Source organism: Halalkalibacter sp. AB-rgal2 (genome assembly GCF_041821005.1).
Classification (GTDB): domain Bacteria; phylum Bacillota; class Bacilli; order Bacillales; family Bacillaceae_D; genus Halalkalibacter.
In genome coordinates this window covers 1-26,311 of the sequence record NZ_JBGUAV010000015.1, presented here as the reverse complement: position 1 = coordinate 26,311, position 26,311 = coordinate 1, and the positions used below count along the sequence as shown (strand labels likewise).

General features: G+C 37.8%; 21 protein-coding genes. 18 read left to right on the top strand and 3 right to left on the bottom strand.

Annotated elements, in window-relative coordinates:
* Positions 1-13 precede the first annotated feature (13 nt).
* Positions 14-832: an aldose epimerase family protein gene (locus tag ACERJO_RS12740; RefSeq protein WP_373647727.1), complete on the bottom strand. Its 819-nt coding sequence runs from the start codon at positions 830-832 to the stop codon at positions 14-16.
* Between the two features lie 381 nt (positions 833-1,213).
* On the opposite strand from ACERJO_RS12740, the gene ACERJO_RS12735 reads away from it, so the two are divergent.
* Positions 1,214-3,091, top strand: a complete 1,878-nt coding sequence (locus ACERJO_RS12735) for a hypothetical protein (RefSeq protein ID WP_373647726.1) — start codon at positions 1,214-1,216, stop codon at positions 3,089-3,091.
* A gap of 633 nt (positions 3,092-3,724) precedes the next feature.
* Positions 3,725-5,020: a C40 family peptidase gene (locus tag ACERJO_RS12730; RefSeq protein WP_373647725.1), complete on the top strand. Its 1,296-nt coding sequence runs from the start codon at positions 3,725-3,727 to the stop codon at positions 5,018-5,020.
* 809 nt (positions 5,021-5,829) lie between these two features.
* Here the strand turns inward: ACERJO_RS12730 and ACERJO_RS12725 are convergent.
* Positions 5,830-6,741, bottom strand: coding sequence for an LCP family glycopolymer transferase (locus tag ACERJO_RS12725; protein WP_247102244.1), 912 nt, complete (start codon positions 6,739-6,741; stop codon positions 5,830-5,832).
* Positions 6,742-6,923: 182 nt separating this feature from the next.
* On the opposite strand from ACERJO_RS12725, the gene ACERJO_RS12720 reads away from it, so the two are divergent.
* The 16 genes from ACERJO_RS12720 (at position 6,924) to ACERJO_RS12645 (ending at position 25,437) form a co-directional block, all read left to right on the top strand.
* On the top strand, positions 6,924-7,625 hold the full coding sequence (locus ACERJO_RS12720) for a YveK family protein (RefSeq protein ID WP_247102264.1): 702 nt from the start codon (positions 6,924-6,926) through the stop codon (positions 7,623-7,625).
* A 21-nt stretch (positions 7,626-7,646) separates the two neighbouring features.
* A complete protein-coding gene (locus tag ACERJO_RS12715) occupies positions 7,647-8,342 on the top strand; it encodes a CpsD/CapB family tyrosine-protein kinase (protein WP_308446057.1) in 696 nt (231 codons plus the stop codon).
* 92 nt (positions 8,343-8,434) lie between these two features.
* Positions 8,435-9,205: a tyrosine-protein phosphatase gene (locus tag ACERJO_RS12710; protein WP_247102267.1), complete on the top strand. Its 771-nt coding sequence runs from the start codon at positions 8,435-8,437 to the stop codon at positions 9,203-9,205.
* Positions 9,206-9,613: 408 nt separating this feature from the next.
* Complete coding sequence (locus ACERJO_RS12705; protein WP_373647724.1) at positions 9,614-11,425, top strand: polysaccharide biosynthesis protein; 1,812 nt, start codon at positions 9,614-9,616, stop codon at positions 11,423-11,425.
* Between the two features lie 157 nt (positions 11,426-11,582).
* Positions 11,583-12,218: a sugar transferase gene (locus tag ACERJO_RS12700; RefSeq protein ID WP_373647723.1), complete on the top strand. Its 636-nt coding sequence runs from the start codon at positions 11,583-11,585 to the stop codon at positions 12,216-12,218.
* Positions 12,215-14,224 (top strand): NAD-dependent epimerase/dehydratase family protein, encoded by a 2,010-nt coding sequence (locus ACERJO_RS12695; RefSeq protein ID WP_373647721.1) that lies wholly within the window; start codon positions 12,215-12,217, stop codon positions 14,222-14,224. The genes ACERJO_RS12700 and ACERJO_RS12695 overlap by 4 nt, the downstream gene beginning before the upstream one ends.
* A 34-nt stretch (positions 14,225-14,258) precedes the next feature.
* A complete protein-coding gene (locus ACERJO_RS12690) occupies positions 14,259-15,434 on the top strand; it encodes a glycosyltransferase (protein WP_373647720.1) in 1,176 nt (391 codons plus the stop codon).
* A gap of 15 nt (positions 15,435-15,449) precedes the next feature.
* A complete protein-coding gene (locus ACERJO_RS12685; RefSeq protein WP_373647719.1) occupies positions 15,450-16,625 on the top strand; it encodes a glycosyltransferase family protein in 1,176 nt (391 codons plus the stop codon).
* On the top strand, positions 16,618-17,883 hold the full coding sequence (locus ACERJO_RS12680; protein WP_373647718.1) for an O-antigen ligase family protein: 1,266 nt from the start codon (positions 16,618-16,620) through the stop codon (positions 17,881-17,883). The genes ACERJO_RS12685 and ACERJO_RS12680 overlap by 8 nt, the downstream gene beginning before the upstream one ends.
* Positions 17,876-18,907, top strand: a complete 1,032-nt coding sequence (locus tag ACERJO_RS12675) for a glycosyltransferase family 2 protein (protein ID WP_373647717.1) — start codon at positions 17,876-17,878, stop codon at positions 18,905-18,907. The genes ACERJO_RS12680 and ACERJO_RS12675 overlap by 8 nt, the downstream gene beginning before the upstream one ends.
* Positions 18,908-18,932: 25 nt before the next feature.
* On the top strand, positions 18,933-20,216 hold the full coding sequence (locus ACERJO_RS12670; protein WP_373647715.1) for a UDP-N-acetylglucosamine 1-carboxyvinyltransferase: 1,284 nt from the start codon (positions 18,933-18,935) through the stop codon (positions 20,214-20,216).
* Positions 20,217-20,243: 27 nt separating this feature from the next.
* A complete protein-coding gene (locus tag ACERJO_RS12665) occupies positions 20,244-21,554 on the top strand; it encodes a flippase (RefSeq protein WP_373647714.1) in 1,311 nt (436 codons plus the stop codon).
* Position 21,555: 1 nt separating this feature from the next.
* Positions 21,556-22,089, top strand: a complete 534-nt coding sequence (epsC, locus tag ACERJO_RS12660) for a serine O-acetyltransferase EpsC (protein ID WP_373647713.1) — start codon at positions 21,556-21,558, stop codon at positions 22,087-22,089.
* 147 nt (positions 22,090-22,236) lie between these two features.
* A complete protein-coding gene (locus tag ACERJO_RS12655) occupies positions 22,237-23,247 on the top strand; it encodes an NAD-dependent epimerase (protein ID WP_373647712.1) in 1,011 nt (336 codons plus the stop codon).
* 110 nt (positions 23,248-23,357) lie between these two features.
* Entirely contained in the window at positions 23,358-24,245 is an 888-nt protein-coding gene (galU, locus tag ACERJO_RS12650) for a UTP--glucose-1-phosphate uridylyltransferase GalU (protein WP_247102317.1), read from the top strand.
* Positions 24,246-24,270: 25 nt separating this feature from the next.
* Positions 24,271-25,437 (top strand): nucleotide sugar dehydrogenase, encoded by a 1,167-nt coding sequence (locus tag ACERJO_RS12645; protein WP_373647711.1) that lies wholly within the window; start codon positions 24,271-24,273, stop codon positions 25,435-25,437.
* A gap of 148 nt (positions 25,438-25,585) precedes the next feature.
* Here the strand turns inward: ACERJO_RS12645 and ACERJO_RS12640 are convergent, their stop codons facing one another.
* The gene (locus tag ACERJO_RS12640) at positions 25,586-26,104 is read right to left on the bottom strand and encodes a YfiT family bacillithiol transferase (RefSeq protein ID WP_373647710.1); all 519 of its coding nucleotides are present in this window, start codon (positions 26,102-26,104) and stop codon (positions 25,586-25,588) included.
* Positions 26,105-26,311: the final 207 nt, after the last annotated feature.

Below are 26,311 nucleotides of genomic sequence, written 5' to 3'. Positions count from 1 at the left end.
GAAGCCTCTTCTATTAATCCGCAAGTTCAATTCGGCAAAACGTCTTCAACGGATCTCCATTCTTCACATAAACAAGTTCATCCTTACGATGAAACTCACCATTCTTCGCCATCCACGGCTCAACGCAAACAAATCCCTTCCCTTCCTCAGTCCATAGCACGACATATGGGAAATCCTCGCCATAGCTAATACGTACCTTCGTCCCTAGTTCAGGCAATGCAAAGACGACGTGAGGTTTCTCCGCATCAATGAGAGCGATCGCCTCCTTCTTCCCATTTAAATCAACGATCCCATCAAATGGCTTCAAGTCATGATCGTTGTAATCAAGCATAATCGTCGCATCACTTTCGACGACAACTCCTTTCTCCTCTGTACGGAAATACGGATGGAAGCCAGGATACATCGGCATCGGCTCCCGAGATAAATTCGTGTACGTCTGCTCAATGACAAAGCCACCCTCTTTCAGGTGATACGTAAACTCTAGCTCGAAATCAAATGGAAATCCATCCTTCGTCTCATCTGTGCTCGTTAAGCGAATCGTGAGCTGATCCTCATCCTGTGTTACAACCTCCCATGGTAAATTGCGTGCAAAGCCATGGTTGTTCAACGTATATGTCTTTCCTTCCCACTCATATTGCTTATTCTCAAGCTGCCCGCTAATCGGAAAAAGAATCGGTATCCCACCACGTACATTAGCCTCTTTATCGTATAATGTATCCTCATTCAAATAGAGCAAATCATGCCCTCCAAGCTGCAAGTGCGTTACGATCCCACCACGTTCAGGAATCACCTCAGCAGATGCCGTTCCATTTTTCAATGTATAGGTTTTCATTTGTTCATACCTCCAATGAATGAAATGTCTATCTTACTATCATAATCTTCTGACAAAAAAAGTCTAGTATAGAGTGTTCAAAATGTTCACATCGTACTGCGTCTTGTGGTCAAAGAATCCCATTAGGGTTGATGCCATGATCATGAGAAGGCTAATGATTTGTTTCGAAGAAGTGGTTTAGTAAATTTAATGAAGTGAGACTATTCCAATCTAAAGTCTTACTTTTTTAATAAAAGTGACCAAATATAGTTAAAAAATGACTATTAAATGTGTAATCTTTTGTCATTCAATAGTATAATTGGAAGAGTAACATTTGAGGATACTAAATTAGTTAGATATTTACTTTTTTAGTATGGTTGAAATAAATTAGGAGGAGTTCAAATGCGTATGAAAAAAACCTTAGCAATGTTATTAATTTGGACATGGGTATTTTCGTTTTATCAGGTGTCATTATCGAATGTGGCCGTAGCAGAAGAGGAGGAAGTTGGGCTTAATTTTTCTTATGAAGCAGGAATAGATTATTTGACTCTCCATTTTGAACCACTTTATACATTAGATAATAATCATACACTTTCTTTAATAATAAATGGTGAAAAATGGGAGACTTGGTCAGAGAATCCTGAGACATATGAGGTTTTAGGGCTCGAGTCTGATACCGCATATGAGTTAGAAGTACGAGAGCTTGATGGTGAAGGTAACATTGTGTCCACGACGGGGGAGGCAACCACAACCACTTTAATGGAACAGGTACATATTGAAGATCAGAGCTTATTACTAGCAATTCAAGATGAGAATGAAATAGAGAATGATTACGTTCTTGAACGAATGTATGCTTATGCGCAATATCAATATGATCGTGCGGCTCTCATTGTGTGGAGTTATCCCGATGACCTGTTCGATGTGGACTATTATGAAATATATCTCGATGGGGAACTTTTTACGAGTGTCGAAGCAGACCCTTCACGAGAGTGTTGCTATTATTATTATTTTGTTGAAGACCTTGAACCAGAGACTAGCTATGAAATCGAGATTGCCGCTTTTTTTGACGGAGAACGACGTATGGGCGATGCTATTTTTACGATTGCGACGGTAGCAGAACCGACTGGGGATCCAGTATCATTTGCTGATGATTCACTAGAGCAAATGATTCGTGACCAACTTCATTTACATTATCGTGACGTGTACCCACCCGATATGGAGGTCATTTATAGCATTCTTATTGATGCTACCGTGACAAGTATAGAGGGGCTACAATTTGCGATAAATCTAAATAATGTGTACATCGATGGCAATGAAACACTTGATTTAGATTGGTTTAGTGATTTTCAATTTTTAACGCAGGTATCAATCAATAATCGTCATTTAACTAGTGTTGATTATGATGCGCTAAAATCGATATCGAATTTACGGCAATTATCATTAACGAATGTCGGGCTGCAAGATGTATCTCAGCTAGAACAGTTCTCAGAATATTTAAGCCATTTAACAATTGATGATAATGCAATCGAAGACCTTTCAATACTCGCTTATTTTGAAGAGTTGAGGGAACTCTCAATTTCGAGGAACCTTGTCGTAAATATTGATTTTTTACTTGAATTAGAAGAGTTGTATAGCGTAAATGTTAGTGGGAATCCGCTTTCTAATTCGGCCACGACGGTGCTTGCCGAATTAGAAAGTCGTGGTGTGAACGTGATAAAAGATCCACCCTTTGCTCCAGCTATTGAACCGACGGAAGTCACAGAAACAACGGCAACATTTGACCTAACCCCATGGAACGAAGACGGTTTAGCTGCTAACTATATGATCTATGTCAATAACGAGCTCGTTGCGACGCTTGATGGCTCTGAAACATCCTATACAATCACAGGCTTACAAGGTGGCCGAGAATATATGATTTCTATTGAACGGATAACAATCGACGGTGATCGTTATCAAGATCAAATTGAGGTGTTTACACCTATAGTCGCATACCCTCCAGAAGGTGATAACAAAGACTTAGATGAAGGATCATCAGATCGAGCTAACCCTCCTATATCGGATCCTGATAAAGAGCTACCAGAACCGAAGCCAGAACCAAAGCCAGAACCAAAGCCAGGTCATGAGGAAGAGGAATCTTCTGATGGTTCAAAAGGATATGAAGAAGTTGGTAGTCTACCAGCGACAGCAACTAACTTCTACAATTTCTTAATTATCGGTATTCTCATACTTGTCAGTGGATTTATTCTGACACATCGAATGCATATAAGTACGAAAGAATAGTTGTGTGAACGCCAACGTAAGCGGAAATTTGCTTGCGCTGGCGTTTTTGCTGATGAATCTTATATTTGTGATAATGAGATAATTAATTGGTCTTTGGTGTGAGAGCATATTCTGTCAAAATCTATAGTTAACATATGAAATATCGCATATATCTGATTGTTCGGTCTCTACTTTTAAAGATACCCACCTATCACTAATCTCTTTCCTCCTCACTCCCCCTCAATCAACTCATACGCTCATTATTTCGCTATCGCGACTCTCCCTAACAAAATAGTCAAAAAAGCCTACAATCGCCTCCTAGAAGCTTCTAAACGCAAGGTTCAATATATCGAATCAGTCGAATGACTCAATAACGAACACCAAAAACTATATTAGGGTATTATAGACTATATAACGAACGCTTGGAAATAAGCCATCACATCACAATAATAGACTTATAGACACGCGACTTTAGACTCATTTTTAACTGAAAAATAAACCTTAATAACCGAAAAACCGAGTTTCTTCTATTATAATAGTGTTTATGTAATCGTTTTCAACAATAAAAATAATGATGGAAAGAATTGAAAGATAACTATAAAATGAAATTATTAGACTTATATACTAGTAGTGTACAAGGAGGAAAATACTAGAATGAATAAGACATTGAAACGAGTTGTCATTTCTTCCGCATTTGCGACTGGACTTTTGATCACCACGCCACAGGTTGCAGATGCTGCTTTAGGTGATCAGACGCTACGTAAAGGTATGACCGATCCGGACGTCAAGGACTTACAGGATGCGTTGAAGAAGAAAGGGTTCTTCAACTACGACCAGTCTACCGGCTACTACGGCACGATTACAAATGAAGCGGTACGCAAATTCCAGAAGGAGCATAACCTTCAAGTGGATGGTATTGCGGGTCCGCAAACGTTAAACAAGCTACTAGAATTAATGGACGGGGAAGTAGCACCACCAACGTCATCGAACACAAATACACAATCATCAAGTCCAACGCAATCAGCATCGTCATCACTTGCGAATTATTCATCGCTCATCCGCCAAGGGCAAAGCGGGAAGCATGTCGAGCAGCTACAGAAGATTCTAAAGGAGCAAGGTTATTTTCGCACAGATGTAACAGGATACTTTGGGCGTGTGACAGAGGCAGCGGTAAGAGATTTTCAGCGTGATATGAATATTAAGGTTGATGGGATCGTTGGACCACAAACGATTGGAAAGCTATTAAATGAGAACAAAACAGAAGTGAAGGAGCCTGAATACAAGCCGTCACTACCTCAAGAAACGTCAAAGCTCGACACATCGAAAGTTTACCGTGTCGGAAGCACAGGACAAGCTGTCACAGAGCTACAATCGCAGCTTCGCTCAGTAGGAGTTTTCAACCAAGATCCAACAGGCTATTATGGTGAAATCACTGCAACGTCAGTACGTAGCTTCCAGCGTCTACACAATTTGAAGGTCGACGGAATCGCCGGTCCACAAACGTTATCGAAGCTAAAGGAAGTCTCGACGAATAAGAACAATAATTCTAATTCGAATGCGTCTAATGGGAACAACTCATCATCGAATTCCTCAGCTTTTGTCACGAATGTTGTCGCAGATGCAGCGACTTTAATTGGGGTTCCATACGTTTGGGGCGGAACAACAACGAATGGCTTTGATTGCAGTGGATTCGTTCAATATGTATTCAACAAGCAAGGTGTATCGATTCCAAGAACGGTAGCTTTGCAATGGAATGCCGGTAAGTCTGTTTCAGAACCAGCTGTTGGTGATATCGTATTCTTCGATACAACAGGTGGCCCATCTCATAACGGAATCTATATTGGAAACAATCAGTTCGTACATAGTGGATCATCGACAGGTGTCACGATTGCGAATTTAAACAATAGCTATTGGAGTCAGCGTTACCTTGGAGCGAAACGCCTCCACTAAGATACGTTGGAAGACATTGAAAAGAACCTGTTTTCAATGTCTTTTTTTGAAAGAAATCCCCTTTTAGAAAGGATTGGACCTGTTGCAGCAGCTCCGTGCAACGTAAATAGGAAAGGTCACAGGAGAAGCGGAACCTTAATCCGTTAAGTGGGTGAAATAGGCCGATTATACGTACGAAGTGGAACGTCATTCCGCTAATACGACAAAAGAAGCGCAAAATGAAGCGCACATGGTCAAATAGCGGAATGAGGTTCCGGAAGAGCCGGAAAACAAGTCCTATTGAAGGGAATAGCGGAATGACGTTCCATCAAATAAGATGAAATCCTATGCTTCACTTCAGGGTGAGTACAACGTGATGCTACCGACTCAGATTGGAGGAGCTATCAGTCATCTAGGCCGAAGCGTATCTCCAGAACACGAGCAACCCCGAGCATGATTGCAGCACGATCTCTAACGAATACATGAAAAGGACGAGGAGCCATTCCCACTGGACACTTTGTCCGCAAGCTTTCTCCTCACATAACTGATGCAGATCCCTGCACTATGCTGTTCCTCCCTCTTTCGACAAATCGAGCGCTCTCCACACACAATCTCCCTTATCTTAAACAATACTAAAAACGTCATTCCCATTATGAAACTTAATTATAGGAAGAAACTAGGTCTAAATCGAACGAAAACCGTTCAAATGTATGAAGTCTCATTCATAACAACTATGATGTAAGCGCTAAGCAAATAGCATCCAGCTTTCGACATTAATGACGAAAAAAGAACACCAGCTTCACAATAAGCCAGTGCTCTCTTCACAACCCTTAATCCAGTTCCAAATGCTCTCGTAGTTCACCACTAACACGTGCTACTTCTTCATCAGGGACTTGGAAATAATAAATGCCATCAATCGTCGTACCACTACCTGAAATTTGCATCTGCTCGACTGTGTGCCTAGCATCACGATAGTTCGATTGAACCTTCCACATTTCATCTAACGACAAATCGGTGCGCACTGAACCACCGACCACATTCAGGATTTCGCCAACTCTTGTAATCGAGCCAATATGTGCTGCTTCTTGAATCATAGACTCGACAATTTGACGCTGGCGATCATTTCGGCCGAAATCGCCACGGGGATCTTCATATCTCATTCGTGAGTACGCCAATGCTTGTTCACCATCGAGGTAGATTTCACCTTCATTGAACGTATGTCCACTTTGCGTGAAAGAGAAATCATTATCGACCGTTACCCCACCAACAGCATCGACTAAACCTTTGAATCCTTCCATATTAATGCTCACATAATGATCAACTGGAATGTCCAAGAAGTTCTCCACTGTGTCCATCGACATTTCGACACCACCGTAGGAATAGGCATGGTTAATCTTCTCAATCGTGCCACGTCCGATAATTTCGGTACGTGTATCACGCGGGATGCTTACCATCTTAATTGATCGCTGATTCGGATTGACGGTCATGACGATAATCGTATCAGAACGCCCGGCATGTGTCTCACCGCGCGAATCGACACCAGTGATTAAAAACGACAAAGGCTCCTGATTCTCAATATCGACAGCATTCTCTCTTCGTTCTGTCGTCCGTTCAATCGGTTGATGAATTTCACTCGCTGTGTCACTCACTGATTTGTACAAATAGAAGCCATAAGCCACAACTGCTAAAAATAATACGCCAAATATGATCCCAATAGAAATCAATATTTTCTTCTTTGTCATTCGTTTAAACGCCCTTCTCTAGTGTATTAGACTCATTTTCCAAAAAAAGTAGCTAGATTACTCATTCATTATAAATTATAGTAATAATAAGATTCAACAAAATTTTCATGAACAGAAATTGACAATCTATGATATAATCCTCATAGCAATTGTGACTAATCGTAGGAGGTTTCAAATTCGAAATGGAAGAAACAATTAGTTTAAAGGATATTATGCTAACGATCAAAAAGCATTTGCGTCTGATCATCCTGATTCCGATCGTCGCTGTCGTCGTTAGCGCTTTAGCAAGCTACTTACTATTAACCCCTATCTTTCAAAGCTCTACACAAATTCTCGTGAACCAAACGAACGGTGATCAACAAATAAGTCAAAATGAAATCCGGACAAATATTGAAATTATTAACACATATACAGAAATTATTCGGGAGCCGATTATTTTAGATAAAGTGATTGAAGAAGCAAGCTTAACAGAATCGGTCAGTCAATTAAGAGGTATGATTAGTGTAAACCCGCAAAACAATTCTCAAATCGTGCGGATTTCAGTTGAGCATGAACAACCAGTACAAGCCGCCCTTATTGCCAATACGGTAGCGGAAGTGTTTCAGCGTGAAATTATTGAAATTATGAATGTCGATAATGTTCATATTCTTTCCCATGCTGAAGTCGGTGATTCACCATCACCTGTCGCACCGAATCCAACGTTAAATATGGCGATTGCCTTTGTCGTAGGCTTAATGGCAGCGGTCGGTGTAGCCTTCTTACTAGAATATTTAGATACGACTGTCAAAACGGAAAAAGACGTTGAAGACTTGACCGAGCTTCCGATTCTCGGAATTGTTTCAAATATGGATAACATGATGTCGAAAAAAAGTAAGATCAATTAGTCGATAAAGGAGAACGATCAAGTGGCACGTACGAATAGACCGAACAAAGTGAACAATGAACGGAATTTAATCGCAGATACGGATAAGCGCTCACCAGTTGCTGAGCAATACCGAACGATTCGCACGAACATTGAATTCTCTGCGGTGGATGAAGAGCTGAGAACGATTGCAGTCACATCATCAGGGCCTGGAGAAGGAAAGTCAACAACAACAGCTAACTTAGCCATCGTCATGGCTCAAAATGGTAGTAGAGTGTTACTAATCGACGCTGACTTACGTAAGCCGACGATGCACTATACGTTCAAGACGATTAATAGTCGAGGTCTGACGAATGTGTTGACGAAGCAGGACGAGCTAGACGAAGCCTGTCAGCAGACGAAGATTGAGAATTTAACGATTCTCACGTCAGGGCCGATTCCGCCGAACCCATCAGAATTGTTAAATTCGAAAATGATGGAAATTACGCTACGCCAAGCAACTGAAATGTTTGATGTCGTGCTCTTAGATACACCACCTGTTATGGCTGTTGCTGATCCGCAAATTATTGCAAGTAAAGTGAACGGAACGATTATTGTCACATCTAGCGGAAAGACAGATAAGGAACAATTAACAAGGACGAAAGACCTGTTAATGAAGGCGAAGGCAAGGCTTTTAGGCGTTGTTCTGAACAACAAAGAAGTGAACGAAGGACAATATTACTATTACGCCAACCAATAATTTGATAGTGGCGCATTCTATGTTACGATTAATTTGTTTTTTACAAAATGTTTAAGAGAAATTAAAAAAATTGAGAGAAAGAAGGTGTTAAGATGATTGATATTCACTGTCATATATTGCCTGGGGTTGATGACGGCGCAAAGACGATCGCTGAAAGCATCGAACTAGCGAAGCAGGCTCAACAAGAAGGAATCACGACCATTGTGGCAACTCCGCATCATCATCACCCTTCCTTCTCAAATGCTGGGCATTCGGTAATAGAAGCGGTTGAAGAGTTGAATGAGGCTCTGAAGGAACATGATATTCCAGTCAATATCCTTCCAGCACAAGAAATCCGTATCCATGGAGAGATGATCGGTCATTTTGAGACAGGTGATCTATTAACCTATGGTGGACATCAGCAGTATCTTCTAGTTGAATTTCCGTCGAGTCAAGTACCACGTTATACAAAACAATTATTCTATGAATTGCGAATGCAAGAATATATTCCAATTATTGCTCATCCCGAGCGTAACAAAGTGTTTATCGAAAAGCCTGACATGCTCTATGAATTTGTGAAGGATGGAGCATTAACACAAGTGACGACATCTAGTTTGACGGGGCACTTTGGCAAGAATATTAAGAAATTCTCTGAACAGCTAATGGAGTTCAATTTAACGCATTTTATTGCATCTGATGCACATAACCTTACAGAGAGAACGTTTAGAATGACCGAAGCACTGAATGAGGCTGAGAAGCTATTTGGCTATGAATATGTGATGCAATTAAAAGAGAACGCTGAGCTACTTATTGAAGGTCAGTTTGTTTATGCGGAGCCACCAGAGAGAATTCGTACACGTAAGAAATGGTTAGGGATATTCTAGTGTGCGATAAGCATAATGATACTTTGGCAATGTCTCCTTGCCGATATCGATGGGGATACTCGATCATGCTGTGGGTGAGAGCCTTAGACACAAACGTTGTCAGTGGTTTGATGTGAGGGTGGGTTAGATGCCCATTTTTATTTAATATGTTAGAATGCATAACATTCACAGCAATCACGGTTGGTGGCTGCTGCTATCGTTACATGCATGTCTGAAAGAGCAACCTTTCAAAGGAAGCTTAAGCACCTGTAACGGCTCTACACGACCATAACTAAGAAAGCCTTAAGTGAGTCCTCTTTGCTTTGGAAAAGAATATTGACTTAAGGCTTTATGATGTATAAGACAACTCTTTTAATGATAATGGCTTTAGTGGGATACAATCTAATTTTGGAAAGAAAGGTGAAAGGAATGACATATCGAAAACGGGTGGCATTTCTCATGTTCGTCGACTCGATCATCGTCATAACGGCGATTTTTATTAGTAACTTTATTTTGGCACCGACGGGAAATCCATTTACGTCGTTCTTGTTTGTGAGCTCGATCACGTTGTTAGTCGGTCATCATCTATTTGCCTATTACTTCAAGCTATATAAGAAGGTTTGGCAATACGCTAGTGTTTCAGAGCTGCTAGGTATTGCGAAGGCTGTGACGATTACAATTGCTCTAACAGGTGTCGTGCAGCTCGTCTTCTTTCAAGCGATCTCCTTACGTACACTCGCCATTACATGGATGATGCATATCCTCCTTATCGGTGGCTCGCGCTTCTCGTGGCGCTTATTTCGAGATCAATATATTAAGCCGAACATTGATAAGAAGAAGACGCTTATCATTGGTGCGGGTGCAGGTGGAACGATGGTCGCAAGGCAGCTCCAGCAAAGCCAGGAGTCAGATCTACGTCCGGTAGCGTTCATTGATGATGATTTAGCGAAACAAAATCTGGAAATTCTCGACTTGCCTGTCGTCGGCGGAATTTCTGAAATCGAGCGTGTTGTCAATCGTGAGCGAATTGAACAAATTATTATCGCCATTCCCTCTCTTTCACGAGAAAAGATTAACAATATCTTCAATGAGTGCTCGAAGACAAAGGCGAAGACGCAAATTCTTCCGCGCATTGAGGATATTATGTCCGGTAAGGTATCTGTTAGTCAGTTCAGAGACGTCGAGGTTGAGGATTTACTCGGTCGTGAGCCTGTCGATTTAGATATCGACGGAATTGAGAAATATATTAAGGGCAATACCATTCTCGTGACTGGTGCGGGTGGTTCGATTGGTTCAGAGGTTTGTCGCCAAATTGCCAAATTCTCACCAGAAGAGCTAGTGCTACTCGGACACGGTGAAAATAGCATCTATGCCATTGAAATGGAACTGAAGAGAAATGTTCCTCATCTGAATGTTTCAACAGAAATCGCCGACATTCAAGACCGTGAGAAAATCTTCTCGATCATGAAGACGAGAAAGCCCAGAGTTGTCTTCCATGCCGCTGCTCATAAGCATGTTCCATTAATGGAACGAAACCCAGAGGAAGCGGTGAAGAACAACGTCATCGGGACTCGCAATGTTGCCGAAGCCGCAAGTGCAGCGAAGGTTAACACATTCGTGATGATTTCTACAGACAAAGCGGTCAATCCAACGAGCGTGATGGGCGCAACAAAACGAATTGCAGAAATGATCATTCAGCATATGGATATGGTCAGTAACACACGCTTTGTTGCGGTCCGATTCGGAAATGTATTAGGAAGCCGTGGAAGTGTCATCCCACTCTTCAAGGAGCAAATCCAAGCAGGTGGGCCTGTCACCGTTACTGATCCGAAAATGGTGCGTTATTTCATGACGATCCCAGAAGCGTCTCGTCTCGTCTTACAGGCAGGCGCATTAGCAGAGGGTGGAGAGGTGTTTGTCCTTGATATGGGTGAGCCAGTCAAAATCGTCGACCTCGCCCGCAACTTAATTAAGCTATCAGGCTACACAGAGGATGAAATTCCAATCGTCTTCACAGGTATGAGACCTGGGGAGAAGATGTTTGAGGAGCTATTAAGCGACGATGAGGTTCATAGTGAGCAGGTGTATCCGAAGATTTATCGCGGAAAGACGCCACCTGTGAATATTAATGTGACGTTTGATTTGGTGGAGCGATTCCAAGACGAAGAGCGCGATTGCTTACGGAAAGAGCTGTTGGATATTGCGAATTTCAAGGTAAGAGAGTTAAAGGAATTAGTATAGGACATTATGAGGATTTAAGTCAGTTTAACGTGTTGTTACAATACAATACGTAGCTGACTTATTTTATTGAAATCAGAGATTGGTTGATCAGTAGTTATTTGATAAACGGATGAAATAAGTACTAATTAACTAAGAAGTAGGAGCGTGTTGTTTTCACATGTATATGAAATGTAAGAGGCTAGTAGATATCGTCATGTCACTGATCGGAATGATTCTCCTTTCACCGATCTTTCTTATTCTCATTATCGCGATCAAAGCCGAAACAAAAGGGCCTGTTCTCTTTAAACAAAAGCGTGTAGGCATACACAAAGCGTACTTTCACATTTTGAAATTCCGTACGATGAGAATTGATACACCAGAGGATACGCCCACCCACCTGCTTGATAATCCAGATCAATACATTACAAAGGTTGGGAAATTCCTACGAAAAACATCCTTAGATGAGCTTCCGCAAATTTGGAACATCTTTGTCGGCCAAATGAGCATTATCGGTCCACGTCCTGCTCTTTGGAACCAATATGATTTAATTGCAGAACGAGACAAGTACGGTGCTAATGATGTACCTCCAGGATTAACAGGCTGGGCACAAATTAACGGTCGAGATGAGCTTCCGATTGATGTGAAAGCCCAGCTTGATGGGGAGTATGTAGGGAAAATTGGGATGAAAATGGATGTGAAATGCTTCTTCGGTACAATTGTGAGTGTCTTCAAAAGCGATGGAGTCGTCGAAGGTGGAACAGGCGCACGACCAAACAATGAAGCTCATAGGCAAAAGGAGAGAGCTTCAGAATGAAAAAGGTGCTAATCACAGGCTCCACTAGTTATGTAGGCAAGAGCTTTCAGGAATGGATTGAAAAGGGTGACTATGATTATTCCATAGACACTATTAGTGTAAGAGACGACTCATGGAAAGAGACGGACTTCTCACGTTACGATACGGTTTTGCATTTAGCAGGAATCGCTCATGTTTCTTCTGATCCAAAGCAAGAGGAGCTATACTACCGAGTTAATCGAGACTTAACGATTGAAGTAGCGAATAAAGCGAAAAACGATGGGGTTAAGCAATTTATATTCATGAGCAGTATTATCGTTTATGGTGACAGTAGCCGTGAAGCGAGAGTCATTGATGAACATACGATTCCAACACCAAGTAATTTCTACGGAAACAGCAAGCTCCAAGCTGAACAGGGGATTAAACCACTTTCGAGTGAGGATTTCAAAGTGGGTATTATTCGCCCGCCGATGATCTATGGAAAAGGATCGAAAGGCAACTATCCGAAGCTAGCAAAAGCAGCACGCTTGTTACCGATCTTCCCGAATATTGACAACCAGCGCAGCATGCTTCATGTGGACAATCTTTCTGAGTTCATTCGCTTAATGATTGAGAATGAAGAGGAAGGGTTGTTTTTTCCACAAAATGAGGAATATGTGAAAACGAGTGAAATGGTTCGGTTGATTGGGGACGTGCATGGGAAGAAAGTGCGATTAGTTTCTATATTTAACTTTATACTGAAGCCTTTTATTAATAGAGTAGGGATATTGAATAAGGTGTTTGGGAATTTGGTGTATAGTGAAGAATTGAGTCTTTATGATAAAGGTGACTATCAAATAAATCATTTAAGAAAATCAATAGAAGAAACAGAAGTAAATGGAGCATCCGAGATGAACATAGACGTATTGATTATGAGTGATAATTCTCTTGAGACTGTTGGTGGCGAACAGGAATCCACAAAAATCATTATTAACGGAGTAAAAGATTCATTCCATATAAGTGTGATACAACCAGGGCAAATAAGTAAGCCAGTTTATGGAGTAGACTATCATATTATTACGAAAAAAACGAGAATTAAACATTTGATCAAAAACCCAATAGCGTTTTTGCTCTATATAGCAAAAGTAAGAAATTATATTAATAAAAAAAGACCTGCTGTCATTCATACACAAGCACAGGTTAGTTTTTTCATTGTAGCTCTCTTAAAAAAGCTAAAGTTAATTCCTAAAAGGATTCGAATTGTGCATACGGAACGAGGGTTATTTACAAAATATAATAATTTTTTTAAGCGAATATTTTATTCTTTTATAAAAGAACTTGATGTTTTAGTAACAACTACGACATTTAATATGAAGCATTGGAAAGAAGCCATTCAAAATAAAGGTATACAGGTTGAATTTAAAGTGATAGAGAATACAGCCGGAGAATTATTTGAAATATATGATCCTAAATTAGTAAAAGAAAGTAATGACACGATAGTAATTGGATTTGCTGGACGTTATTGCGATTGGAAGAATTGGCCATTAGCAGTAGAAATTTCGAAAGGATTAAATGGAAAATTAGGAGAAAAGCTACAAGTTAAGATGGCTGTAGGTTGCTTAGATGAGGCATCAAGGTTAGATACTGAAAAAATGTTTGGAGCGATGAAAGAAATGATTGGAGAAAGGTTTGAAGGGAAGATCAATATTGACCTAAAAGAAATGGACAAGTTCTACTACGATATTGATTTCTTTGTTTTAACCTCGAACTATAACACAGAGTCGTTCGGACGAACATTAGTTGAAGCGATGAGTAGAGGAACGGTTGTTTTGACTACTGATTCGGGTGGTTCAGTAGAGGTTGTGGGTGATGATGATTATGTTTGTAAGGGTGTAAATGATTTTGTTGAAAGAATTTATACGATCTTTTTAGATCAAAATTTAATGAAAGATCAAAAGATTAGCAATTTAAAGTATGTAAATGAAAAATATTCTTTAAATAATAACGTTAATAAACATAATACACTTTACTCAAATTTAGCTGAGTAATTTAGAATAAAATGAAGTTTGGAGCGAGCGGAATATGAAAGTAGTATTTGCGCATGACCATATATTTAAAAAAGATAGTGAAGGGAATTTATATACTACTGGTAGTTTTAATAATAAAGTATGGTTACGCTACTTAGAATACTTTGAAGAAGTCGTAGTCACAGCAAGGTTAGATTCTAAAACAATAGATAAAGGGAAGAGTTACAATAACTTTGATTTGGAACAAACTAGTTTTGTTAACATCCCCAATTTAAGTGGTCCACTAGCTCAATTTAAAAATAAAGCTAGTGCAATTGAGAAATTAAAGAGTGAATTAAGCACAGCAGACGCATTAATAGCAAGATTACCAAGTGAAATAGGAAACCTTGCTATTCAAGTAGCTAAAAGTTTAAACGTACCTTATGTAATTGAAGTAGTAGCTTGTGTTTGGGATGCACTATGGAACTATGGAAGTATTCAAGCCAAGTTATACGCACCTATTGCCTTTTGGAAAATGCAGAATAATATAAAAAGGTCATTATACTCAATTTACGTAACGAACTCATTCCTTCAAACTAGGTATCCAACAAATGGGAAATCTATTAATATTTCGAATGTAGAAATTAAAGAAGTAGAGAAGTCAGTTCTTGAGAAAAGACTAAATAAAACTAGAGACAATAATCAACATTTCGTTATAGGAATGATAGGGAGCTTAAAGAATAAAATAAAAGGGTTAGACACGGCACTCAAAGCTATGCAGGTATTAAAAAATAATAACTATAATTTCACATTCCGAATTCTTGGTGATGGAGATAACACAGAATGGCTAAAGGTTGCAACAGAACTTGAAGTTGAAGAATCGGTGGAGTTTTGTGGAGTACTTCCAGGAGGAGAGCCTGTTTTTCAATGGTTAGACGAGGTAGATATATATATACAGCCAAGTTATCAAGAGGGTTTACCAAGGGCTATCATTGAAGCGATGAGTAGGGCATGCCCTGTGGTAGGATCTACAGCTGGTGGGATCCCTGAATTAATAGATAAGAGTTGTGTTCATCCACCTGGTGACTATACCTTATTATATGAGAAGGTTAAGAATATAATAATAAATCAGGAATACGAACAATCTCTCTCAGAGGAAAATTATAAGAATGCAAAATTATATACAAAAGATATATTGGATATAAGAAGATCACAATTCTTTAATGAGTTCCTAAAATGTAAAAAAGAATAATAAGGTGGGCTCAAAGTGAAAATATTATATAAAAACAGAAGGTTCAGTGGTGGGGCACCCTTGTCTTTATTAGAATATATCACCAAAGCTGAACAAAAAGGGCACAATTATTTAGTTTTAGGTGAATTTTATCAAAACGAAGATAAGTATAGAGAAGCAGGTATCAAAAACATTATAGATTTTCCGATGTTTAGTATGAATAGCTTTATAAAGAATTATTTTATTTTCTTAAAATATTATAAAGAAATATTAAAATATTCACCAGATATCATTCATGCTATAACTTTACAAAATTTATATTTTACTAAAGTTATTGCGGATGTTCTAAATATTAAAACTATATATACTGTTCCTGGACAAACAGTACCAGAATATTTTTGTGATTTAATGAAAGGTGAAGAAATATTAGTATTTTCGGATGAAAATAAAAGAGATTTAATAGAGCAGGGTTTTTTAGATACTGATATTAAAGTAATCACAAATAGAATGAAATTTGAAGAGTTGCAAAGTGATAATATTATAAAACCAAGTTCTATTAAAATAGCAACCCTTATTTCTAGACTAGATAATGATAAAATTAAAAGTGTTAATTTAAGTATAGATATAGTTGAAAGGTTATATTTAGAAGGGGTAAATATAAAGTTAAATATCTTAGGTGATGGAGAACATTTTGTAGATATAAAAAGCAAGGCTAAAGATTTGAATGAGAAATATAGAACAGAGCTAGTGCTTGTTCATGGACATGTCTCAAACCCTAAAAAGTATATAGCTCAGTCAGATATAGTCATGGGTAAGGGAAGAGGTATAATCGAAGCAATTTATTATAAAAGAGTATGTATAGTAATAAATGAAAATAACCAATTTAAAATAGTAGCTAAAGATAACATAAATAAGCTAAAAGAGTTTAATTTTTCTGGAAGGAATTTTGAGGAATCAGACAAAATTGATGAACTTAAAGCTAGTATAGAAACTCAAAGTTTTTCAGATTTAGAATACATGAGAAAGTATATTGATAATAATTATAATTCGAAGTTCTTAGATCAGGCAATCGATAACTTGTATACGAAAGCCAAAAAGACAAATGGAAAAAGCAGTATGTGGTTCCCACTAGCTTTTCTGAAGCTTACTAAAGGCTACTTGAATATTATTTATACAGTTTATAAGTTTAAGAAAGGTGTAAATAATGAATAAGTTAATTTTTTTATTATGTTTCTTATTTCTGTTATTTTTGACATATAGACCTGGGTATAATCTAAGTACAACTACATCTGTAGTAGGTCTTCTATATATTTGTATGTCATTATGTATAATAATATTATGGTTGAAAGGTTTTAAAGAAATCAATAAATTTAACTATAAATTTACGATTGATCTAATATCACTATTTCTTGTACTAGTTTTATTTTCATCTGTTCTTTTTAGTATTTTAAGGTCTCCAGATAACTTTGGTACGGGAATGCCTATATTATTTTTTACTGCGATGACTTTAATATTAGCTATGTCATATTTTATTAATTATCATAGTAATTTTACATTTTTAGATCTGGTAAAGTTTCAATCAATTGTTGTTATGTACACGGGGGTAATAGCTTCAATAATTGCATGGTTAGTTTTGTTGAATTTTGACTATTGGGATTTTCAACAAAATCAGCCATTTAATTATTATAGGTTATACGGGTGGTTAGGTAACCCTAATGTTCTAGGGAATATGCTGGGCATAGCTATTGTAAGTTGTATCTTTAATATGAACAGGTCAACAAAAAGGAAAATATATTATCTAATAGTAATATTATTAACGGTTTCTTTAATCATGACTGGAAGTAAGGGAGCTATAATATCGACTTCATGTGGAATAATAATTTATTTTTTGACTTTAAATAAATTCAATATAATTAAATTCATCAAAAATAGCAGGAAATTTGTAATGCTTTCAATTTCAATTTCAATTTTCTTAATTATAGGTTTTAATCTAATGGATAATATTATAGGGTTAAATTTAGAGGTCTATGTAGAAAGAGTAATAAAATTAGGAGAAGATGAAAGTAGTCGTTTCCAACTATGGGGGGATGGCTTATACATCTTTAACCAAGCAAACCTACTAGAAATATTATTCGGTCATGGTAGAAATTATTATATGAGGAATGTAGGTGCCTCAGCCCACAATACTTATGTCGAATTATTAGTTGATTATGGACTAGTAGTTTTATTAATACTTCTACTTCTGACTTTAATTACTGTATACAAAGTGGCAATTTTAGATAAAAAGCTAGGTAACAGTCTTTCCTCATTAATATATGCAACTTTAACCATTATAATATTATCTGGTATGTTTACCACGCATTTGTTCAGTTTGCGTTTTGAACATTTTATGTTCTTTTTTATATTATTTAGTATGATATTTGTTAATTATAACTCTAAATTAACTAATACAGGGGGACAGTATGTCTGACAGTATAAAAGTAAGTGTTGTTATTCCACTATATAATGCAGAAAGGTACGTGGGAGCCTGTCTTAATAGTATTTTATCTCAAAGTTTAAAGGAAATTGAGGTTATAGTAATTGACGATTGTTCTACTGATAATAGTTTGGAAATTGTAAAATACTTTAATGATAATAGGTTAATTGTATTAAGAAATGAAGAAAATCAAGGAGTTACAAAAGCGTTAAATAGAGGAATTAATTTAGCGTCAGGAGAATATATTGCCAGGATGGATGCGGATGATATCGCATTTAAAGATCGATTGAAAATACAATATGAGTATTTTCAAGAAAACAACAATATCGATATTTTGGCGTCTCAAGTCGTTTATTTACATGAATGTTCAGAATCAGGCGAAGTTAAATTTAATATGAAACATAAAGAATTAACTGATAAAAAGATTAAAGGAGTTATGTTAGCTTATAATCCTTTAATGCACCCGACTGTTATGTTTAAAAATAATGAAAAGGCTATTTATGATGAGACTGTTAATGTTTCTCAGGATTATATGAAATGGTTAGATTTATTACATTCTTGTAATTTTTCAATTATCAAAAGACCTCTTTTATTCTACAGAGTTACAGAAGGTAGTGTTACAAACAGTAGTAAAAATAACAAAATTGAACGACATAGCATTATTATGGATAAATTTAATAAGAAAAATAATATTTCTATATCTAAAAAAGAGCTGAAGAATTATCTGTATGCTATTCATTCACCAAACAAAAGTGAAATTTCTATGGGGATGCTTGATCAAACATTTAATTTATATAAAAACCATTTGTATAATTCAATAAAATGTTCGAGTATTATTGAATATAGATTTGGCTATATCTGGTTGTCAGTGTTGGTGAATAGACGTTCGTATAAAAGGATATTTTCAAAATGGACTGTTAAAGGTTCTGTATATATATTGTATAAGATTATAAAGGACACTCAATGTAAAATTAGTTTTTTAATCAATAAAAAATATAATGAAAACATTAAACTATAAATACTAAGCATGAGAGGGAGATAAAATGTTGAAGGTTGATAATAAACAAAAACAAAGTGAGAAATTTGTTATAAAAGGAAATAAAAAATTGTTTGGTGAGGTACAGCTATCAGGTGCTAAAAATGCAGCTCTTCCAATGATTGTAGCAGCATGCTTAGGAAATGAGTTTACTACTTTGAAGAATGTACCTACTAGTTTGAGAGATGTCAATATCCTTATAGAAATCTTAAGTGATTTAGGAGCAGTAGTTACCGTAGAAGGAACGAAGATTTCTTGTAAAAGGGGGGATTTTCCAAATAAGAAAGTGGCTCCTCAACGGGCAAGTGAAATTAGGTATTCATTGCTCTTGTTAGGTCTAACAGCTTCTTTTAGTGAAGAAATTGAGCTACCTTTACCAGGTGGATGTAAAATTGGGGATCGTAAGTATGACCTTCACATTTTAGGAATGGAAAAGTTAGGGGCGAAAATAGAAGAAAATGAGCGAGGACTATTTTTATCATCTCAAGGGTTAATAGGTAATGATATTGAGTTTTATCTACCTACTACTTCAGGGACAGAAAATGTAATGATTGCAGCAGCAATCTCTAAAGGGAAGACAACTCTTCTAAATGCGAATACACGACCAGAAGTTATTCAATTGGCGGATTTGTTAAATGAAATGGGAGTTAAAGTAACTTGTAATAATCGTGTTGTAACTGTTGAGGGACAAGATACAATCCCTGGTGGCGTCGAAGTATCTGTTATGCCAGGATGGGATGAAGCTGTTACGTATGCAGTCGCAGCTGGTGTTACAGGTGGGGAAATTTGCATTCCGAATTTTAATACTTCCTTTATTAAAGAAGATGTTCGCTATTTAAATTTAGCTGGTGTTCAAGTTTTTGAGTGGGGAACTTCATTATATGTATCTGGTAAAGGAGAAAAGAAAACATTTGATTTATTTACTGCTCCGTATCCTGGAATAAATTCAGATATGCAACCATTATTTGCAACTCTCGCATTAGCAGCGAAAGGAACAAGTACAATAGCTGATCTTAGGTTTACTGATCGATTCCAGTATGTAGAAGAGTTGAAGAAGTTTAATGCTGATATTAATTCATTTGGTAATACAGCAATTATTAATGGTGGTAAAGCTTTAAAGGGTGCTGAAGTAAGAGCTACGGACCTTCGTGGTGGAGCAGCTTGTGTATTAGCAGGTTTAGTAGCTGAGGGTGAGACTTTAGTAAGTAATATTTCCCAGATAAATAGAGGATATGAAAATATTGATTTGAAATTGAATTTGTTAGGTGCAGATATTACTTTGCAAGGCTAAATTATTCAGCCCATTAGAGGTGTAATAGTGAAAAAAAATAGTACAATATTTCATATTTTTTCTTCAATTGGTACAAAAGTTATTGTTTTACTTGGCAGCTTTATTATTTCAGTAGTCTTAGCAAGATTTTTAGGGCCAGAAGGAAAAGGTATTGTCACGGCTATTTTTGTTATACCTAATTTATTAGTTAGTATAGCAGATTTAGGAATTAGGCAAGCCACTGCATATTATGTAGGAAAAAAAATATATACTCCATCAAATGTTTATGGATCAATTCTTGTAGTTTGGGTAATTACCTCCTGCCTTTCAATGGTTGCTGCTTTAGCATATTATTTAACAGGTTCAATACAGCAATATGGTTGGATACTAATTAGTATTCCGTTGTTATCAATACCTTTTATGCTTTTGAATAAATATATGAATGGGTTGCTTTTAGGATTGCAGCAAATTAATGCGATTAATATAAAAAACATATTAAACTTTATTATAAATTTTATATTCCTATTAATTCTTGTGGTCTTGTTAAATTACGGAATTTATGGTGCTGCAACAATACATCTAATAGTAGCATTGGTTACTTTGATGTATTCAATATTTATAATTAGAAAGTTTGTCCCTAAAATACAGTATCAAAAGGGAATAGCCCAATCATTGATTAGTAAAGGACTAGTATATGCAGTAGCATTATTCATTCTAAACTTAAATTATAAGATAGATATCTTGTTACTAGAAAAAATGACTACACCGGCAGACGTTGGTATTTATTCAATAGGTGTTTCGTTATCTGAATTAATATGGCAAATTCCTGCAGCAATGGGGATGGTTTTATTTTCAAAAAGCGCTAACAGCAAAAAGGATTTGGATGCAATTAATAGGTCAACTAAACTACTAAGAATTTCATGGATTCCAATAATATTAGGTTCAGCCTTGTTCTGGTTTCTCTCACCATATTTTATAAGATTTTTGTATGGTGTTGAGTTTATAGAATCAATATCTGTTATAAGAATTTTATTACCTGGAATAGTAGCAATGGTGTTGTTCAAAATTTTAAACGCTGATTTAGCGGGTAGAGGCTATCCATTATTTGCTTTAAGGGTTTATGTTATTGCGCTTGTACTTAATATTGTATTGAATATACTTCTAATTCCTCGCTATGATATTAATGGTGCAGCAATAGCTTCTACTATTAGCTATAGTGTGGGAGCATTATTGTTTAGTTTATCATACAAAAATAAAAGTCAAATTAGATTTTCGGAAATGTTTATACTAAATAAGAGCGATATAAACTTAATAAAATCAATTATGAATAGATTTATAAATAAGCGAAGGGGAATTTAATTTGAGTTTAAAAAAGGTTTTAAATGAAGAAGTGATTAAAGGGAAGAAATTAAACATTTTCAAAGCCTTAATATCATTATACTCAGACCCATCTCTAAGAGCGATTTTTTTGTACAGGTTATCAAAGATGTATTATGATAAAGGGAAAAAAAGATTTGCTAAAATTTTAAGAAATAAAATTACAACTACTTTTAGTTCATACATTAGTTTACAAGCGGAAATTGGTAAAAACTTAGAGTTTAGACATATGAGTGGGGTTGTAATTGGAGATGGAGTTAAAATAGGAGAAGGTGTAATTATATATCAACAGGTAACGTTAGGAGGACAAAATTTAGGTGACAGTAAAAAGGGGAATTATCCTATTATTTGTGATAATGTCACTATATTTTCAGGAGCTAAGGTTTTAGGGTCTGTACAGATCGGAGAAAACTCAATAATTGGTGCGAATAGTGTTGTGATAAAGGATGTCCCACCTAATTCAATTGTTGCTGGAGTACCTGCGAAAGTTATAAAATCTGGAACTAGTAAACATTGAAACTACTTAAAATGTTGAAAAGGCAAGTAATAATTTAATTGATATATAGTCACCGAAACTGTTAAATATTAATAATTTAAGAAGGAAAACTTAGACAACGACTAAAAATTAGAGTGGATGATTAATGAAAAGGATAGGAGATTAGAGATGAGAATACTAGTAACAGGTGCAGGCGGTTTCGTCGGCACTCACTTATCCAAACGCTTGTTAGAAAACGGTATTTCTGTCATTGGCTATGACAACCTAAACGACTACTACGATGTCCAACTAAAAAAAGACCGTTTAAAAGAACTAAATCAATATGAGAATTTCACATTTTACGAAGAAGACTTAGCTGATCGTGAAGCTCTAAATCATTGTTTCGAAAAAGAAAACATCGACATCGTCATCAACCTCGCCGCTCAAGCCGGTGTACGCTACAGCCTTGAAAACCCACATGCTTACGTTGATTCGAATGTCGTAGGCTTTGTGAATATACTAGAAGCGTGCCGTCATCATAAGGTGAAACATTTAATCTATGCATCTTCTAGCTCTGTCTACGGGGCGAATGTGAAGATGCCGTTTTCGACTTCTGATGAGGTGAATCATCCTGTTAGCTTGTATGCGGCGACGAAGAAGTCGAATGAGCTGATGGCTCATACGTATAGTCATTTGTATAACATCCCGACGACTGGACTTCGCTTCTTCACGGTATATGGTCCATGGGGGCGTCCGGATATGGCGTATTTCTCATTTACGAAGGACATTGTCGAAGGTAAGACGATTAAGGTATTTAACAATGGTGAGATGATGCGTGATTTCACGTATATTGATGATATCGTTGATGGGATTGTGCGCTTGCTTGATAAGCCACCAAAGGCTGATCCGAATTGGAATCGTGAGGAGCCGAATGCGAGCTCTAGCTATGCGCCGTATAAGGTGTACAACATTGGAAACAATCAGCCTGTGAAGCTCATGGACTTCATTGAGACGTTAGAGAAGCATCTTGGAATTGAGGCGAAGAAGGAATTTCTGCCGATGCAGCCTGGTGATGTGAAGGCGACGTATGCAGATATTGATGAGCTTCAGAATGATACAGGCTTCAAGCCATCTACGACTATTGACGAAGGTCTAAAGAAGTTTGTTGAATGGTACAAAGACTATTATAATGTGAAGTAACTAATAGCCCCTTTTCTATTATGAAGGGCACTGAAGAAGTTTGATTTATGAACTTTTTTGGTGCCCTCCTATTATGAAGAGGGGCATTATTACAGATAGGAGTGTGTGGTATGAAAGTTCGTAAAGCGATTATTCCAGCTGCGGGATTAGGTACTCGTTTTTTACCAGCGACGAAGGCACAGCCGAAGGAAATGCTCCCGATTGTCGATAAGCCGACAATCCAGTATATTGTAGAAGAAGCGATCGCATCAGGTATTGAGGACATTATTATCGTCAGTGGCCGAAGCAAGCGGGCGATTGAGGATCATTTTGATAAATCGTATGAGCTAGAAGAGACGTTGTTGAAGAAAGGGAAGATGGCTTTACTGGATGAAGTGACGTCGATTTCAAACATGGCGAATATCCATTACATTCGTCAAAAGGAAGCGTTAGGCCTTGGTCATGCGATTGCATGTGCGAAGTCATTTATCGGGGATGAGCCGTTTGCTGTGCTGCTAGGGGATGATATCGTTCAATCGGAGAAGCCGTGCCTGCAGCAGCTGATGGAGGTGTTTGATCGTTATCAATCGTCTGTCGTTGGGGTTCAGCCTGTTGCTAAGCAGGATGTATCGAAATACGGGATTATTGCTCCGAAGGGACAGGAGGTTGAGTCAGGTGTCATTCATACGCAATCGTTAGTTGAGAAGCCGAAGCCAGAGGAGGCGCCTTCTCAATATGCGATTATGGGTCGTTATGTACTACGACCTGAAATCTTTGATATTCTTGAAACGTTACCACCTGGTGCAGGTGGAGAGATTCAATTAACGGATGCGATTAATACGTTAACAGAAGAGCAAGCGGTTCTTGCTTATCACTTTGCTGGCGTGCGTTATGATGTTGGTGATAAGTTTGGCTTCTTGAAGGCGACGTTGGACTTTGCCTTACAGCGTGAGGATTTACGTGATGATGTGAGACGTTATTTAGCTGAGACGTTAGAGAATGAAGCGGTGAACAAGTAAATAGATGAAGGAAGTGGAAACGAAGATGAAAATTACGATTGCTGGTACTGGATACGTGGGTCTCTCAAATGCCGTGTTACTTGCTCAGCATAATGAGGTTGTGGCACTTGATATTGTCCAAGAAAAGGTTGATATGATTAACAACCGTCATTCGCCGATTGTTGATCAGGAGATTGAGGATTTTCTTGCGACGAAGGAGTTAAACTTAACGGCGACGACGAACAATGAAGAAGCGATTCAAGGTGCGGACTTTGTCTTGATCTCAACGCCAACGAACTATGATCCGGATCAAAATTATTTCGATACGAGTACGGTCGAGACGGTTATTCAAAACGTGTTGGCGGTTAATCAGGATGCGGTGATGGTCATTAAATCAACGGTTCCTGTTGGCTATACAGAGTCTGTCAGAGAGAAGTTTCAGACAGAGAATATTATCTTCTCACCTGAATTTCTACGTGAGGGTAAGGCGCTTTATGACAACTTATATCCTTCTCGTATTGTCGTTGGTGAACGTTCTGAGCGTGCTGAGACGTTCGCGAATCTATTAGTTGAGGGTGCGATTAAAGAGGATATTGATGTTCTTTTTACCGATTCAACCGAAGCAGAGGCGATTAAGCTCTTTGCCAATACATACTTAGCGATGCGTGTCGCGTTCTTTAATGAACTCGATTCGTATGCGGAAGTAAGAGGTCTGAATACTCAGCAAATCATTGATGGTGTCGGTCTTGATCCGAGAATTGGGACGCACTATAACAATCCTTCGTTCGGCTATGGCGGCTACTGCTTACCAAAGGATACGAAGCAGCTGCTTGCGAACTATGAGGACGTTCCGAATAACATTATGGCAGCCATTGTTGATGCGAACCGGACACGTAAGGATCACGTCGCTGAGATGATTCTAAATCGTAAGCCAAAGGTCGTCGGCATTTACCGTCTGACGATGAAGATGGATTCCGATAACTTCAGACAATCAGCCATTCAAGGCGTCATGAAGCGCATTAAGGCGAAGGGTGTCGACGTTGTCGTGTATGAGCCGTCGTTCCCTGAGGATGAATTTTATAATTCGAAGGTGTACAGTGACTTTGACGCATTTAAGGATGTTTGTGATGTGATCGTGGCGAATCGTCTGTCCGATGAGTTGAAGGAAGTCGAGGAAAAGGTGTATACGAGAGATTTGTATGCGCGGGATTGATTTTGTTCTTAAGCTGAGGGAATAGAGCACCCCTCAGCTTTTTGAATTTTATTATCAGAATTTTCTGCTATTAATGGAGTTTTATTTGAACTGACTCGTTTCAGAGTGATTGGATTCTCTCCTCACAGTAGACTTACCTAGATTAAGTCTACCAACCTAAGCGCTGACGAAGTGATGTTATATGTGCCACATGATGACGTCCGTGCCAAGCATAGATTCCGATATTTTTGCTCAGCTTCACAGCGCCTGTCTCAGGGTGATGAAAAGTTCTATCTAGCTCCTCCGGTGTCAGTGATCGCAACAAATACCCCCATCGATGGTGCAGTGATTCGATCAGATTTAAGGAAACGTCGATTGTTAAGTCTGAATCAGGAAGCTCTGCCCATTTTCCTTCATCGTATAATGCAATTGTTGGATGGTTCTCAGTGAGGGCTAACTTAAACCGCATGTAGCTATTAAGGTGGCTGTCAGCAATATGGTGGACGACTTGGCGAACAGTCCATCCACCAGGCCTGTATATTGTATTTAATTGCTTGTCATCTAAATCTTTCACGGTTGCGTTTAATTCAAATGGAAGGTCTTCAATCTCCTGTATCCATTTTTCTAATACATCAGCTGTAGGATCACCTTCAAATTGAAACGTTCCAATAGGATAACGTAAGTCCATCTAAATCACTCCTTTTCTCATGAGTTTTTAATATGAATCTATTTTATCACGAAAGGTCTTAATTGATAGGGGGAGGAGATTGATAATTGCCTGACGAGCCATTAATCAAAGATTCTATTTGACTGAAAGAAATTCTCTATGTTCGCCTAGCCCATTACCATCATTTGTTATTCAATTTAATAGAACGTACGTTTTCTTATAGGGGTG

Coding starts and splice junctions, on each gene's coding strand:
- ACERJO_RS12735 (WP_373647726.1), top strand. CDS start 1,214: ATGCGTATGAAAAAAACCTTAGCAATGTTATTAATTTGGACATGGGTA.
- ACERJO_RS12725 (WP_247102244.1), bottom strand. CDS start 6,741: ATGACAAAGAAGAAAATATTGATTTCTATTGGGATCATATTTGGCGTA.
- ACERJO_RS12700 (WP_373647723.1), top strand. CDS start 11,583: ATGTATATGAAATGTAAGAGGCTAGTAGATATCGTCATGTCACTGATC.
- ACERJO_RS12690 (WP_373647720.1), top strand. CDS start 14,259: ATGAAAGTAGTATTTGCGCATGACCATATATTTAAAAAAGATAGTGAA.
- ACERJO_RS12730 (WP_373647725.1), top strand. CDS start 3,725: ATGAATAAGACATTGAAACGAGTTGTCATTTCTTCCGCATTTGCGACT.
- ACERJO_RS12695 (WP_373647721.1), top strand. CDS start 12,215: ATGAAAAAGGTGCTAATCACAGGCTCCACTAGTTATGTAGGCAAGAGC.
- ACERJO_RS12740 (WP_373647727.1), bottom strand. CDS start 832: ATGAAAACCTATACATTGAAAAATGGAACGGCATCTGCTGAGGTGATT.
- ACERJO_RS12645 (WP_373647711.1), top strand. CDS start 24,271: ATGAAAATTACGATTGCTGGTACTGGATACGTGGGTCTCTCAAATGCC.
- ACERJO_RS12720 (WP_247102264.1), top strand. CDS start 6,924: ATGGAAGAAACAATTAGTTTAAAGGATATTATGCTAACGATCAAAAAG.
- galU (WP_247102317.1), top strand. CDS start 23,358: ATGAAAGTTCGTAAAGCGATTATTCCAGCTGCGGGATTAGGTACTCGT.
- ACERJO_RS12655 (WP_373647712.1), top strand. CDS start 22,237: ATGAGAATACTAGTAACAGGTGCAGGCGGTTTCGTCGGCACTCACTTA.
- ACERJO_RS12710 (WP_247102267.1), top strand. CDS start 8,435: ATGATTGATATTCACTGTCATATATTGCCTGGGGTTGATGACGGCGCA.
- ACERJO_RS12680 (WP_373647718.1), top strand. CDS start 16,618: ATGAATAAGTTAATTTTTTTATTATGTTTCTTATTTCTGTTATTTTTG.
- ACERJO_RS12675 (WP_373647717.1), top strand. CDS start 17,876: ATGTCTGACAGTATAAAAGTAAGTGTTGTTATTCCACTATATAATGCA.
- ACERJO_RS12670 (WP_373647715.1), top strand. CDS start 18,933: ATGTTGAAGGTTGATAATAAACAAAAACAAAGTGAGAAATTTGTTATA.
- ACERJO_RS12640 (WP_373647710.1), bottom strand. CDS start 26,104: ATGGACTTACGTTATCCTATTGGAACGTTTCAATTTGAAGGTGATCCT.
- ACERJO_RS12705 (WP_373647724.1), top strand. CDS start 9,614: ATGACATATCGAAAACGGGTGGCATTTCTCATGTTCGTCGACTCGATC.